This is a genomic window from Pseudomonas sp. M2(2023) (assembly GCF_030263955.1).
GTDB lineage: Bacteria > Pseudomonadota > Gammaproteobacteria > Pseudomonadales > Pseudomonadaceae > Aquipseudomonas > Aquipseudomonas asiatica.
In genome coordinates, this window is sequence record NZ_CP127114.1 from 317060 (window position 1) to 330969 (window position 13910).

Consider the following 13910-nt stretch of genomic DNA (forward strand, 5'->3'; position numbering starts at 1 on the left):
TCAGGCATCGGCCCCGTTGGCGGCGATGCTCAGCAAATAGCCTTCGTTGCGGATGGTGAGAATTTGCGCGGCACCCGCCGGCGCGTGGCGCAGGTGCTGGCGCAGGCGGCTGACGCACATGTCCACCGAACGGTCGTCGGGCAGGTGGTCGCGGCCGAACGCACTGCGCGTCAGCTGGTCGCGGGACACCACGCGGTTGTTGGCTTCCAGCAGCTCGCGTAGTACGCGGTAGTCGGAGCGGGGCAGGGTCAGGGTCTCGCCATCGGGGCGGGTGAGCAGGCGTTTCACGTGTTCCAGGCGGAAGCCGGCGAACAGCTGGGCATCTTCTACCGGCTCTACGGCGGGCGCATCCAGGCGTTGCGGACGACGCAGCACGGCCTTGATCCGGGCGATCAGCTCGCGTGGCTCGAAGGGCTTGGCCAGGTAGTCATCGGCACCCACCTCCAGACCGATGATGCGGTCCAGCGTGCTGCCCTTGGCCGACAGCATGATCACCGCCAGCCCCGGCGTGGCTTGCAGCTGGCGGCACAGGCTCAGGCCATCTTCGCCCGGCAGCATCAGGTCCAGCACCACCAGCTCAACCTTGTGCCGGGCCAGATGCTCGCGCATCTGCTCGCCGTCAGCCGCTGCCAGCACGTTATAGCCGGCATCTGTCAGGTAATCACATAGAAGTTCGCGGATCTCGTCGTCATCGTCGACAACAAGCAAAGTTGTGCTCATGCAGAAAAACACCTGTTCGGTTAGGGCTGGTAGCGCTCGTTACGTTCGATTACATCCCCGTACAAGCCGGGTCTGGAGCCCGGGGGGCCGATCCCTAGAATCCTAACAAAAAATCATCTGCAAATACGAAGCCTTCCCAAATGAACTCCGAGAGCACCCCGAACGCCTTCCCCTCCATCAGCCGAGGCGGCACGCGCCTCAAACCGCTGGCCCTGTTCATTGCCGTGGCCGTCAGCGGTGGCGCGATGGCTGCCGACAGCAAGCCCCTGGAACTGGAGGCCACGCAGATCGAAGACAGCGCCCTGCTGCCTGCCGACGAAGCTGGTCAGCTGGGTTACACCGTCGAAAGCACCCGCAGCTCCACCGGCCTGGCCCTGACGCCGCGCCAGACGCCGCAGTCGGTCACCACCATTACCCGCCAGCAAATGGATGACCGCGACATCCACACCATCGAGCAAGCGCTGGAAACCACCCCAGGCGTGACCGCGAGCAAGTCCGAAGTGGGCGGGCGTACCGACTACCGTGCCCGTGGTTACTCGATCAGCAACTGGAAGGTCGATGGCCTGCAGTTCCAGGGCGGGTCCGATTTCAGTGGCGGCGGCAACGCACTGAACATGGACCTGTACGAGCGCATCGACATCGTGCGCGGCGCCAACGGCCTGCTGGGCGGTACCGGCGACCCGTCGGCCACCGTCAACCTGATCCGCAAGGCACCGACCAGGACGTTCGGCGGTAGCGCCTATGCCACCTACGGCAGCTGGGACAAGCGCCGCCTGGGCGCCGACCTTAACCTGCCGCTGTCCGAAGACGGTCGCCTGCGTTCGCGCTTCGTGATGACCCAGCAGGACGCCAACTCATTCCGCGACAACCAGTCCGAGCGCTCCCGCGCAGCGCTGGCCAACTTCGAGTTCGACCTGGACGACGCCACCACTCTCGGTGCCGGCTACCAGTACGAGTACAACAAGATTGTCGGCGGTGGCTGGGGTGCGAACATCCCGATCTGGTACAGCGATGGCAGCAAGACCGACCTGCCGCGCAGCACCAACGTGGTACCCAGCTGGAGCTTTGGCGAGTACACCACCCGCACCGCGTTCGGCTCGCTGGAACACCGCTTCGACAACGACTGGACGCTGGACCTGAAAGCCACCCAGAGCACCGCCGAAACCCTAAACCACCGCGGCCTGGCCAAGGTCAACTCGGCGGGCCGTGGCAGCTACGGTGGCTACTGGGACCAGGATGGCAGCGGTGCCGTGCTCAACGGCCTGCACAGCTCCACCGACACCACCCAACAGTCGGCGCAGATCGACCTGTCCGGCCCGTTCCAGCTGTTCGGCCGTACCCACCAGGCGATGGTTGGCTACAACGACAGCCGCACCGTGGCCTGGTCGCCGGAATACACCTGCACCATGGTTGGCGACGGCATGGCCAGTGCGCCTGCGCTGGGTTGCCAGTTCCGCGCCAACAACGGCTTCCCGCTGACCGACTGGCGCAATGGTGTGGATGACGACTACAACATCATCGCCTCGCGCACCGGCCGCCACAGCAAGACCACCACCCGCCTGCAGGGCATGTACGCGGCAACCCGCCTGAGCATCACCGACCCACTGTCGGTCATCCTCGGTGTGCGCACCAGCAACTACTCGGCCACCACCCGCAGCGTGGCTGGCGCACGTACCAGCCAGGAAGAGAACGGCATCGTCACCCCGTACCTGGGCGCCGTGTACGACCTCAACGACAACTACTCGCTGTACGCCAGCTACACCGACATCTTCACCCCGCAAACCGCCGAAACCAGCAGCGGCAGCAAGGTTGAGCCGATTCGCGGGCAAAGCTACGAGACGGGTATCAAGGGAGAGTGGTTCGATGGCCGCCTGAACGCCTCGGCGGCGTACTTCCGCACCAAGCAGGAAAACAAGGCAGTGCTCGACGGCGACCTGACCACCCCGACCGGTGGCGACGCCTACAAGGCCGGTTCCGGCCAGGAAACCGACGGTATCGACCTGGAAATCGCCGGCGCCCTGACCCCCAGCTGGAACGTGTACGCCGGCTACACCTACCTGCACTTCCGCCGCCTCGACAGCGACGGCCGCAGCGACCCATCGCACCTTTTCAAGGCTTCGACCACCTACCGCCTTTCCGGCCCGCTCGACCGCCTGACCCTGGGTGCCGGGGTTACTGCGCAGAGCAACATCCGCGCAATCTCCAGCCCGGCGGGCCAGCCGAGCAATGGTGTGAGCACCGGTGCCACTGACGTGAATTGGTCCGGTTATGCCATCTGGAATGCCATGGCCAAGTACCAGCTGACCGACGACACCAGCGTCAGCCTTAACGCCAATAACCTGTTCGACAAGCACTACTACACCCGCTACGGGTTCTATGCCGGGGCGATTTATGGTGACCCACGCAACCTGTCGCTGACGGTCAGCACAGCGTTCTGATCAACCGCACCTGGGGCTGCTGCGCAGCCCATCGCCGGCAAGCCGGGCTCCCACAGGTACAGCGCACACCTTGAGCCCGGCGCTCCCCATTGGTAGCAACTGCCTTGCTCAATTTCTAACAGGTGGCGCGATCCTTGTGGGAGCGGGCGTGCCCGCGAACACGGGCGAAGCCCGTGCCATCCACCGCAGCACCTCATTCGCTGGGTCGGCGCCAGGCTCAAACCATGCGCTGTACCTGTGGTAGATGGCCCAGCCCTTTGGGCTGCGCTGTCGTGAAGATAACTGAAATTGCAAGCAATCCGCGTACCCTGTGGGAGCGGCTTTAGCCGCGAAGAATCCAACGCGGTGCATGGCACCGGCTGCGCCGGTGTTCGCGGCTAAAGCCGCTCCCACAGGGCCCCCGCTAATTCAATGAGTTATGTGCAGTTCTATGAGAGCCTGGCTTGCCGGCTATGGGCCGCAAAGCTGCCCTATTTCACCTAGGGCCAGTCTCTTGCTGGCAATCAACCGGCTTCTCCAGCCGGTCCTCGAAACTGTCCCAGTCCTCGCCAAACAGTTCCACCGGGTGCATGGTCCGACTCGACCCATTGCCACAGGCCAATGCCTTGGCCGGGCAGTACAGGTCGCAGCCCCAGCAGATGCGCTCCGGGTGGCTGGGGGTTTTGGGGAATTTCTTGGCCATGGTTTCCTTCCCTCAAGGGCTGACTGATCTCAGGCTAAGCTGCGTGCCGGCGTCAGGCTTGATTGAGATCAATCTTGGAGGAAGGGGTCATGCAGAGCGTGCTGGAAACAAAAAAGGCCCACCTTTCGGTGAGCCTTTTTTGATACTGCGTATGGTGCCGGCACCAGGAATCGAACCCGGGACCTACTGATTACAAGTCAGTTGCTCTACCATCTGAGCTATACCGGCAATGGGGCGTCATTATAACGATCGGTTGGCGCCTGTAAACCACTTCGTTGCGAATGTTCGCAAATGACCTAAGTCACCGACCTGAAAGAAGAATTTTCCTACCAGCCGCGATGGATGGTGGTGACGCTCGGCTCGGTTTTGCCCGGGTTGAAGAACAGCTTGTCGTTGTCGCAGCCGCGCTTGCGGCAGGGGCTTTCGGTGCGCAGGGGCAGGCCGTTGTCGCCGCCGAGCTGCATGCCGGGGTGGTTCCAGCCCAGGCTGCTGGTGGGGTGGGGAGCGGTGCCGCTGGCGCAGGCGGTCAGGGCCAGGGTGAGGGTCAGCAGGGCGAGGGGCTTGGCTTGGGTCACGATGGTCGGGTCCGTTAGTCCATTGTCGGCTCTGGCGCAACGCCAGAAGGTCGCGGGGCTGGCGGGCAGCGCGCGACGTCACTTTTTAATCATTTGGGGGGCGGATGATACACCGTTGGGCGGGATCAGCGGTGAGGCTTTAGCTTTTTGTTGCCTGTTCTGGCCTCTTCGCGGGTGAACCCGCTCCCACAGAGATATCACTGTTCTCAAGCCTTGTGAGATTCCTGTGGGAGCGGGTTTACCCGCGAAAGGGCCATCAGCCGTACGAAAATTCTGAACTAGGGGCTAACAGCTTCAGGGTTTGGTGGCTTCGGAACTATCCTACGCGCGCCGCCGAAGTATCGCTGTTGTCGGGGAAATGGCTCACGGATACCGTTCTCGGGTCGCTCTGGCGACCGGGTGTGAGAACCCGATTTTGAACGTATCGGCTGCGTAATGGCGACCGTGCGCGGGCAGACCTTGGTCTGGCCGAGCTTCCTATGTTCACTCGGTTTCTCACCTCGTGCACGGTTGCCGCCTTTGTTCCGTGAGAAAGAATGAACACGGCAACTCCTTTGAACTAGGAGTTTGAAAATTGAAAACGATTGATACTGATCCCCGCAGCCCAAAGCCAATCACCACCGCAGGCGTGGAAACCTTCCTCGCAGCCGGTAACCCATCCCTCAATCTGCTACGCGTCGAGCCTGGCGTCCCCGTCGATGCTGCCTATGAGCATGTCTCGATCCTGATGGGCTACATCAAGCATCTGGTGCGCGAGGGGGATATGGAGGATGACCATAAATTCCTGGGCGCTGCCGATTATCTGTGCGACATGGCCAAGGCGCTGATGAACGATATCGAGATTGCCAAGAACAAGGCGCATTGAGCCCTGATGCGGTCAGTGTGGGAGCGCGTAAATCAGGCCATTCTGGGTAAGGCTTTAGACGCAGTCGCCAACCACAAGAAATGTTTATACACAAGTGGCATCGGCGACTTGCGCGAAAGGCATGCCGGATCGATACACCGCCGGTCTTTGCGCAAACGCCTGTTTTTACTGGCCTTGACGCGCAAGCCGGAATAAGCCAAACGCTTGAAATAGCGCTTGGATCCAACAGGTAATCACAAGCTTGTTCACAGAGTTATCCACAGGTTGTGCTGCGGCTAACGGTCGCGTTCGGCAAGGATTAGCAGGTTGCGCGGGGTGAGTGGGTAGTCGCAGAACAAGCCAAGGCGCACGTTGTAGCCTTGTTCTTCGAGGAACAGGGCCCGATCGAGAACCAGCCACAGCTCCAGCGGCCGGCGGAACAGGTTGCGCACGCGCTCCAGGTTGCGGACCTCGGCCAGGCGTTGCCAGCCGGCGGCTTCCAAGGCTGCCCAGTCCGGGTTGCCAGTCAGCTGCAATTGCTTGAGTTCGGCCAGGTCGCGGCAGTACTGCTCGAAGGGCTTCTCCAGCCAGGCCACGGGTAGCGACGGTGTCGGCAGGTACTCGTCGGTCTGGCGCTGCTGGCGTTGCAGCAGGTCGAAGCCCAGGCGCCGGGCCATCGAGGTGTCGCGCTGGCGCCGCACGCGGGTGCCGGCGGTAACGGTTTCGCTTAATGGCAGGCCCAGGTCGTCCAGTGACAGCCGCAGGCTGGAGGCTTGGGCGGCTGTGGATAACGCCTGGTATTGCTGCGCCGCGATGCGGTTGTAGCAGCAGGGGGCCACGGCCAGTTGCCGGCAACCTTGCTGGCTGGCCAGTTGCATCAGGCGCACATGCAGGTCGCCACAGGCGTGCAGGGCAACCACGCTTTTGTCGCCAGCCAGGTGGCGGGCGCTGTCGTTGGCCATCACATCCTGGTGCACATGCTGCGCCGGCAAGTGGTGGTGCGTGCTCAGGGCCTGGCCGGCGGCGACCAGTTCGGCATCGTATTCCAGGCAGGTCAGGTGTTGGCCGGGTTGCAGCAGGCGGCGGCCCAGGTGGCCTTTGCCGGAGCACCAGTCCAGCCAGTGACGGGGCTGTTCGCGGAAGGCCAGGTGGCTGGCGAAGGCTTCGATCTGCTGCCATTTGCGGCCGGGGACGGCTACGTCGAGGCGATGCGCGGCGGGGGGCAGGTCGGTTGCCGGGAGGTTGCCGAGTGCCGAAAGCTGTCGGGCTTGCTGGGCCAGTTGCGGGAACGGGGCGGGCAACCGGGCAGCGGTGGTGTCGGTTTCGGCGTCTTCCAGGGAGCATTGGCGCAGATGGGCGGCAAGCTCGGGGTGGGCGGTTTCCCAAGCCAGCTTCAGGCTGGTGAAGGGGCGGGGTTTCCACAGTTGCTGGTGCTCGATCAGGAACTGGTCGAGGGCCTGGAAGCGGGTGCTTAGGTGGGGGCTGTGGAGGTGGTTGGGCATGGGATGTGTGTTGGTTTTGAGGGCCTCTTCGCGGGTGAACCCGCTCCCACAGGTATAGCGCCACATCCAAGGTTGGCGCTACACCTGTAGGAGCGGGCGTGCCCGCGAAGCAGTCAGTGAGGTCTCAGCGGCCCTGGCAGGCATCCACGCGCAACCAGCGCTCCAGCAGCTTGAAGCCCTGCACCAGCACGAACGAGATCACCAGGTAGAACACCCCGGCGGCAAAGAAGATCTCTACCGGCAGGTAGGTGCGGGCGATGATGGTACGGGCCATACCAGTCAGTTCCAGCAGGGTCACGGTACTGGCCAGGGCGCTGGCCTTGAGCATCAGGATCACTTCGTTGCTGTACGCCGGCAGGCCGATGCGCGCGGCGCGTGGCAGCATGATGTAGAACAGCGTCTTGCCTCGCGACATGCCCAGCGCCCGCGCCGCCTCGATCTCACCCTTGGGGATCGACTGCAGCGCGCCGCGCAGGATCTCGGCGATGTAGGCAGCAGTGTGCAGGGTCATGGTCAGCACGGTGCACCAGAACGGGTCGCGCAGGTACGGCCATAGCGAACTCGAACGCACCATGTCGAACTGCGCCAGGCCGTAGTAGACCAGGAACAGCTGCACCAGCAGCGGCGTGCCTCGGAAGAAGAAGATGTAGCCGAACGGCACCGCGCGCACATACCAATGGCGCGAGGAGCGGGCGATGCCCAGCGGGATGGCCAGGATCAACCCGGCAACCACCGCGATGGCTACCAGCTCCAGGGTCAGGGTCGCACCCTGGGCCAGGCGTGGCAGCCATTTGATGATGACTTCCCAATTCATTATTCGGCCCTCGCAAAGCCGCGAGCGGCGCGTTTTTCCATGAAGTGCATACCGGTCATGGCAATGATGGTCAGGCTCAGGTAGATGCAGGCCGCGACCATGTAGAAGGTGAACGGCTCTTTGGTCACGGTCACGCCGATTTGTGCGTGGCGCATGATTTCTTCCAGGCCGATCACCGATACCAGTGCGGTGTCCTTCATCAGGATCATGAACAGGTTGCCAAGGCCGGGCAGGGCGATGCGCCACATCTGCGGCAGGATGATCCGCGACAGGATGCGGCCTTTGGACAGGCCAAGCGCCAGGCCGGCTTCACGGTGGCCCTTGGGGATTGCCAGGATGGCGCCACGGAACACTTCGGTGGCGTAGGCGCCGAAGCACAGGCCCAGGGCGATCACGCCCGCAGCGAAGGCGCTGAGCTCCAGGCCTGGCATGTTCAGGGCTTCACCGAGGGCGTTCATCAAGCCGACGGTGCCGAAATAGATAAGCAGTACCCACAGCAGTTCGGGCACGCCGCGAACCAGGGTCGAATAGAAGCCACCAAGCCATTGCAGCGGCTTGATTGCGGAAGTCTTGGCCAGGGCGCCGAGCAGGCCCAGGACCAGGCCCAGCAGCAAGGCGCAAAGCGCCAGTTTTACGGTCATCAGGGTGCCGGCCATCATGGCCGGACCGAATCCGTGCAGGTCGATATTCATGGGCAGGTCATTCTAGGGACTGGCGCGCCGCAAGGGCGCGCCGGTCGGGGCGGATCATTCGATGCTGAACGGGAAGTACTTGTCGTTGATCTTCTTGTACGTGCCGTCGGCCTTGATTTCTGCCAGGGCCTTGTTCAGGTCGTCGCGCAGCTTGGTGTCACCCTTGCGCACGGCAATGCCGATCTTGTCGCTGTCCATCACTGGCTCGCCCTTGAACTCGAAGTTCGAGCCGTCTTTGCTCTTCAGCCACTCGTACTGCACGTACTTGTCGGCCAGGATGCCGTCGATGCGGCCGGAAACCAGGTCGAGGTAGGCGTTTTCCTGGGTGTCGTAGAGTTTGATCTCGACATCCGGGTAGTTGTCTTCAAGGTAGGTGCCAGCCAAGGTTGCGCGCTGGGTGCCAATGACCTTGCCCTTCAGCGAAGGTTTGTCAGTCTTGAAGTCGACGTTTTTCGGCGCGATGAACTGCAGCTTGTTGGAGTAGTACGGCTCGGTGAAGTCCACGGCCTGCTTGCGCTCGTCGGTGATCGACAGCGACGACACCAGGAAGTCGAACTTCTTGGCGTTCAGGGCCGGGATGATGCCGTCCCAGTCGGAGGTGACGACCGAGCACTCGACTTTCATCTTGGCGCACAGGGCGTCGCCGATGTCTTTGTCGAAGCCGACCACGTTACCGCTGGCATCCTTGTTGTTGAACGGTGGGTAGGCGGCTTCGATACCCATGCGCAGTTTTTCTGCGGCCAGGGCGTTGGCCGACATCACCAGCGTGGCAGCAGCTGCCAGGAGGAACTTCTTGTAAGTGTGCATGTATTGCTCCGTTAGCGGTGGCTGGACATGAATTGCTTGCAACGCGCCGAGGTCGGGTTCTCGAAGACCTGCTGCGGCGATCCCTGCTCTTCGACCAGGCCCTGGTGCAGGAAGACGACTTCACTGGACACATGGCGGGCAAAGCTCATCTCGTGCGTCACCAGCAGCATGGTACGGCCTTCTTCGGCCAATGCGCGGATAACGTTTAGCACTTCCTGGACCATTTCCGGATCGAGCGCCGAAGTTGGCTCGTCGAACAGGATGACCTTGGGCTTCATGGCCAGGGTACGGGCAATGGCGGCGCGCTGCTGCTGGCCACCGGAAAGCTGGGCGGGGTAGCTGTGACGCTTGTCGTAGATGCCCACCTTGTTCAACAGGGCTTCGGCGGCTTCGATGGCCTCGGCCTTGCTCTGGCCGAGCACGCGGCGTGGCGCCTCGATGATGTTGTCGAGGATCGACATGTGCGGCCACAGGTTGAAGTTCTGGAAGACGAAACCGATCTCGCTGCGCAGGCGGTTGATCTGGCGGTTGTCGGCGGCGACCAGGTCGCCGTTCTTGGCGGCCTTGAGCTTGAGGGCTTCACCGGCAACCAGGATTTCGCCCTGGTGCGGGTTTTCGAGCAGGTTGATGCAGCGCAGCAGGGTGGACTTGCCGGAGCCGGACGACCCCAGGATGGAGATCACGTCACCGTCGCGTGCGGTCAGCGAAATGCCCTTGAGAATTTCCTGCTCGCCGTAGCGTTTGTGCAGATTGCGGATTTCCAGCGCGGGCGTGGCCTGAGCCATGTGCGGTCCTCATGTGTACGGGTGCGTTCCCAGCTGTTGGCGGCCTTCCTGGCGTGCGCCACGCTAGCATAGCGGCATTATCACGGCCAACAGGGTCGCTGGGGACTCGGGGCGCTGGTGGGGCAGTTTGTCGCATCGTTGCAGCGCAACGTCGCGCGGATGTCCGCGAAGGTGTCGCCCAGCACCAGAGCCTTGATGAAAAAAGGCGCGATGGTGCCAGCTTTGGCCCGCTCATGGAAGCGGTTTTAGACCTTTCGCGGGCACGCCCGCTCCCACAGGTTCTTTAAAAGGGCTCAAATGGTTGCACCTGACCTGTGGGAGCGGGCATGCCCGCGAACGGGGGCGGCCAGGTCTTCAGGTTGTACCTCTAGGTTGCACTTTTTTGCATTGCAGCGGTGCACAGGTGTTACCGGGGAGCACCTTTGGTGCGTTTGTAAGTGGGTATTTCAGTAATCCGATGATTTGATGGTCTTTCGGTCAGCCGTTGGCCGAAAGCCCTCCAAACCGCATGCTAAAAGGGATACCGACTTTTCTGACGAATGTATTCAGCACATGGCGCGCTTATTGCCAGTAGGAAACCGCCGATTGCAGCGACGCCCAGGTCAACCCCAGGCGCGCTCCGTAACCGCAGTCGGAGTGGTCCACTCCTTACAAAGGTAGTTTCAATGAGCGGTAACAATTCCAATGACCTCGCTCAGGGGCTCAAACAACGGCATGTGACCATGCTGTCCATCGCTGGCGTCATCGGTGCCGGCCTTTTCGTTGGCTCCGGCCACGCCATTGCTGCTGCCGGCCCTGCCGTGCTGCTGGCTTACGCTGCCGCCGGTACGCTGGTCGTGCTGGTCATGCGCATGCTGGGTGAAATGGCTGTCGCCTCGCCTGACACCGGTTCGTTCTCTACCTATGCCGACCGCGCCATCGGGCGCTGGGCCGGTTTCACCATTGGCTGGCTGTACTGGTGGTTCTGGGTACTGGTAATTCCGCTGGAGGCCAACGCCGCCGCGGCCATCCTGCATGCCTGGTTCCCTGCGGTCGACCTGTGGGCGTTCTCCCTGGTCATCACCTTGGCGCTGACCCTGACCAACCTGTGCAGCGTGAAGAACTACGGCGAGTTCGAGTTCTGGTTCGCTCTGCTGAAGGTGCTGGCGATCATCGGCTTCATCGCTGTGGGTTGTGCTGCCTTGTTCGGCTTTGTGCCGAGCAGCCAGGTAAGCGGTGCCAGCCACCTGTTCGACACCCAGGGCTTCATGCCTAACGGCCTGGGCGCGGTGCTGGCAGCCATGCTGACCACCATGTTCTCGTTCATGGGTACCGAAATCGTTACCATCGCCGCTGCCGAGTCGAAGGACCCGGGCAAGCAGATCAGCCGCGCCACCAACTCGGTGATCTGGCGTATCTGCCTGTTCTACCTGGTGTCGATCTTCCTGGTCGTGGCCCTGGTGCCGTGGAACGACCCGGCCCTGGCCGAGACCGGTTCCTACCAGACCGTGCTGAGCCGCATCGGCGTGCCGAATGCCAAGCTGATCGTCGACATCGTCGTGCTGATCGCCGTGACCAGCTGCCTGAACTCGGCGCTGTACACCTCGTCGCGCATGCTGTTCTCGCTGAGCAAGCGTGGTGACGCTCCGGCCATTGCCCAGCGCACCACCAAGTCGGCTACCCCGCATGTGGCGGTTCTGCTGTCCACTGCAGCGGCGTTCCTCTGTGTGTTCGCCAACTTCGTGGCCCCGGCCCAGGTGTTCGAGTTCCTGCTGGCCAGCTCTGGTGCCATTGCGCTGCTGGTGTACCTGGTGATTGCCGTATCGCAGCTGCGCATGCGCGCCCAGCGTGAGGCCCGCGGCGAGAAGATCACCTTCAAGATGTGGCTGTTCCCGGGCCTTACCTGGGCGACCATTGCCTTCATCATTGCCATTCTGGTGGTAATGGCGCTGCGTGAGGACCACCGCGCCGAAATCATCGCGACCGCGCTGCTGAGCATTGGTGTGGTGGCGGCTGGCTTGCTGGTGCACCGCAAGCGTGAAGCTGCCGGGCGGGTGGCGCTGGATAACTGATCCGCGCTGGCTGAAATGAAAAGGCCGCGCCCTGTGAAGGGCGCGGCCTTTTTTGTTGCCTGTTCCGGCCCTTTCGCGGGCTTGCCCGCTCCCACAGGGACGGCATTGCCTTTGGGCCTGGGGTGTACCTGTAAGGAGGCGGCTTGCCGGCGATAGGGCCCGGTCAGGCTACACAGCCCTGTCAGCCAAATTGCTTCTGCTGCTGTTGCTGCTTGGCAACCAGCTCCGAAGCCGCCACGTAGGCGGCCTGGAACTCATCGCTCTCCAGCCAGGCCATGGTGGCTTCTTCGTCGGCCCCATCCAGCCATTTGCGGTAGGCGTTGAACACCAGCACGATGTAATCGGTGGCGTGTTCTTCCTTGTGTCCCTTGAGCACAAGGGCCAGCAGCGGATCTACCAGGAACACCGAAATCATCGGTACCAGGCCGCCTTCCTGGGCTTCCTTCATCTTCTTGAATAGCGGGTCGTAGCTGCCCGACTCCATGGCCTTGTTGTACACCTGCTCGATGCTGGCGCTGTCGCCAGCACTGGCCTTGACCGCCTGGCCGCTGCGTACCATGCGGTTCTGCTTGGCCTTGCTGGCGGCGCGCTTGGCGCGTTTCTGTTGCTTGGTTGGGGTGGCCATGGTGAATCCTTGGTGGGGCGGAAATTGCGCGTATTGAAGCGCAGCAGGCACGCCGATTCAACAGGCCTGCGGCTCTGCCTCATCTTCCTCGAAGCCGCGGGACGCTCGCCCGACCAGTAGCGCATCCGGCGCATGCGCCACGCTGCGGTCCTTGCCCGGGTAGTCCAGCGAATGCAGGAAGTGCCGGATGCAATTGATCCGCGCACGCTTCTTGTCATCGGACTTGATCACCGTCCAAGGTGCATCGGCCGTGTCGGTATGGAAGAACATCGCCTCCTTGGCTGCGGTGTAGTCCTCCCACTTGTCCAGCGACTTGATGTCGATGGGGGACAGCTTCCAGTGTTTGAGCGGGTCGTCCCGGCGCGAGATGAAGCGGCGCAGCTGCTCTTCGCGGTTCACCGAGAACCAGTACTTGAACAACAGGATGCCGCTGTTGCACAGCATGCGCTCCAGCTCCGGCGCCTGGCGCATGAACTCCAGGTACTGCAGTGGCGAGCAGAAATCCATCACCTTCTCGACGCCGGCGCGGTTGTACCAGGAGCGGTCGAAGAACACCATTTCACCTGCCGTGGGCAGATGCTGGATGTAGCGCTGGAAGTACCACTGTCCTTTTTCCTGCTCGGAAGGCTTTTCCAGGGCCACGATGCGCGCGCCGCGTGGGTTGAGGTGCTCCATGAACCGCTTGATGGTGCCGCCCTTGCCTGCGGCATCGCGCCCTTCGAACAGGATCACCACGCGCTGGCCGGTTTCCTTCACCCAGCTCTGTACCTTCAGCAACTCGATCTGCAGCGCATGCTTGGCCTTCTCGTAGTCCTGGCGACGCATGCGGGTGCGGTACGGGTAGCTGGTGGGCAAGCGGGCCGAAGTGCTGTCTTCGTTGCTGCCCTTGGGGGCGGTGGCGACTTCCAGTGCAGCAGGTTGCTGGCTGATGCTGGTGATCGTCGGCTCCGGCTTGCGCTGGCGTGGGCGACGCGTGCGGGCTGGGGTGATGGCGGGCTCGCTGGGGGCGGGGAGCAGGAGGGGGGATTCTTCGCTCATGGAGGTCCTTGCGGGTCGAGTCGGATGTCCGTCTTCGATTGTGAAGGTGAGCGAGTGATAGCTATTTGATGTCTATCAATGAGACGTGAGGGGATTTGAGGATTGAAGCTGTTGGATTATGAAAATTCACAGACAACAAAAAACCCGCACTAGGCGGGTTTCTTGTTGTCGCTTCGGGTAACTTTGCAACCACCAGAAGCTTGAAGGTGGTGCCCAGAGACGGAGTCGAACCGCCGACACGAGGATTTTCAATCCTCTGCTCTACCGACTGAGCTATCTGGGCGACGAGGTGAATTAAATAGACTTTCAGACCGCTCGTCAACGACTTTTTGAAAAA

General features: G+C 62.2%; 13 protein-coding genes and 2 tRNA genes. 3 read left to right on the forward strand and 12 right to left on the reverse strand.

What is annotated here, in order from left to right:
* The gene (locus QN085_RS01465; RefSeq protein WP_023661060.1) at positions 1 to 720 is read right to left on the reverse strand and encodes a response regulator; all 720 of its coding nucleotides are present in this window, start codon (positions 718 to 720) and stop codon (positions 1 to 3) included.
* 140 nt (positions 721 to 860) lie between these two features.
* Here QN085_RS01465 and QN085_RS01470 point away from each other — a divergent pair, with 140 nt between their 5' ends.
* Positions 861 to 3158 carry a TonB-dependent siderophore receptor gene (locus tag QN085_RS01470; RefSeq protein ID WP_023661061.1) on the forward strand — a complete coding sequence of 766 codons (2298 nt, stop codon included), beginning with the start codon at positions 861 to 863 and terminating at the stop codon, positions 3156 to 3158.
* Positions 3159 to 3633: 475 nt separating this feature from the next.
* On the opposite strand, the gene QN085_RS01475 is transcribed toward QN085_RS01470, so the two are convergent.
* From QN085_RS01475 to QN085_RS01485, 3 genes are all read right to left on the reverse strand, one after another.
* The gene (locus tag QN085_RS01475) at positions 3634 to 3840 is read right to left on the reverse strand and encodes a DUF3079 domain-containing protein (protein ID WP_013970481.1); all 207 of its coding nucleotides are present in this window, start codon (positions 3838 to 3840) and stop codon (positions 3634 to 3636) included.
* A 152-nt stretch (positions 3841 to 3992) separates the two neighbouring features.
* Positions 3993 to 4068 (reverse strand) — tRNA-Thr (locus QN085_RS01480).
* 98 nt (positions 4069 to 4166) lie between these two features.
* Positions 4167 to 4415, reverse strand: a complete 249-nt coding sequence (locus QN085_RS01485) for a hypothetical protein (protein WP_003257464.1) — start codon at positions 4413 to 4415, stop codon at positions 4167 to 4169.
* 574 nt (positions 4416 to 4989) lie between these two features.
* Here QN085_RS01485 and QN085_RS01490 point away from each other — a divergent pair.
* Positions 4990 to 5280 (forward strand): DUF3077 domain-containing protein, encoded by a 291-nt coding sequence (locus QN085_RS01490; protein WP_003257466.1) that lies wholly within the window; start codon positions 4990 to 4992, stop codon positions 5278 to 5280.
* A 275-nt stretch (positions 5281 to 5555) separates the two neighbouring features.
* Here QN085_RS01490 and QN085_RS01495 read toward each other — a convergent pair whose 3' ends face one another.
* The 5 genes from QN085_RS01495 to QN085_RS01515 all read right to left on the reverse strand — a co-directional run bounded on the left by QN085_RS01495 (position 5556) and on the right by QN085_RS01515 (position 9859).
* Complete coding sequence (locus QN085_RS01495) at positions 5556 to 6761, reverse strand: methyltransferase (protein WP_041506499.1); 1206 nt, start codon at positions 6759 to 6761, stop codon at positions 5556 to 5558.
* A gap of 124 nt (positions 6762 to 6885) precedes the next feature.
* Positions 6886 to 7575, reverse strand: coding sequence for an ABC transporter permease (locus tag QN085_RS01500; RefSeq protein ID WP_023661919.1), 690 nt, complete (start codon positions 7573 to 7575; stop codon positions 6886 to 6888).
* Positions 7575 to 8267 carry an ABC transporter permease gene (locus QN085_RS01505; protein ID WP_013970485.1) on the reverse strand — a complete coding sequence of 231 codons (693 nt, stop codon included), beginning with the start codon at positions 8265 to 8267 and terminating at the stop codon, positions 7575 to 7577. Before QN085_RS01505 ends, QN085_RS01500 begins: the two co-directional genes overlap by 1 nt.
* Before the next feature lie 54 nt (positions 8268 to 8321).
* Positions 8322 to 9074 carry an ABC transporter substrate-binding protein gene (locus QN085_RS01510; protein ID WP_013970486.1) on the reverse strand — a complete coding sequence of 251 codons (753 nt, stop codon included), beginning with the start codon at positions 9072 to 9074 and terminating at the stop codon, positions 8322 to 8324.
* An 11-nt stretch (positions 9075 to 9085) separates the two neighbouring features.
* A complete protein-coding gene (locus QN085_RS01515) occupies positions 9086 to 9859 on the reverse strand; it encodes an ABC transporter ATP-binding protein (RefSeq protein ID WP_003257472.1) in 774 nt (257 codons plus the stop codon).
* A 665-nt stretch (positions 9860 to 10524) separates the two neighbouring features.
* On the opposite strand from QN085_RS01515, the gene gabP reads away from it, so the two are divergent.
* Positions 10525 to 11910, forward strand: a complete 1386-nt coding sequence (gene gabP, locus QN085_RS01520) for a GABA permease (protein WP_013970487.1) — start codon at positions 10525 to 10527, stop codon at positions 11908 to 11910.
* 181 nt (positions 11911 to 12091) lie between these two features.
* Here the strand turns inward: gabP and QN085_RS01525 are convergent, their stop codons facing one another.
* From QN085_RS01525 to QN085_RS01535, 3 genes are all read right to left on the reverse strand, one after another.
* Positions 12092 to 12535: a hypothetical protein gene (locus tag QN085_RS01525; RefSeq protein ID WP_013970488.1), complete on the reverse strand. Its 444-nt coding sequence runs from the start codon at positions 12533 to 12535 to the stop codon at positions 12092 to 12094.
* 57 nt (positions 12536 to 12592) lie between these two features.
* A complete protein-coding gene (gene ppk2, locus QN085_RS01530) occupies positions 12593 to 13573 on the reverse strand; it encodes a polyphosphate kinase 2 (RefSeq protein ID WP_013970489.1) in 981 nt (326 codons plus the stop codon).
* Positions 13574 to 13780: 207 nt separating this feature from the next.
* Positions 13781 to 13856 (reverse strand) — tRNA-Phe (locus QN085_RS01535).
* Positions 13857 to 13910: the final 54 nt, after the last annotated feature.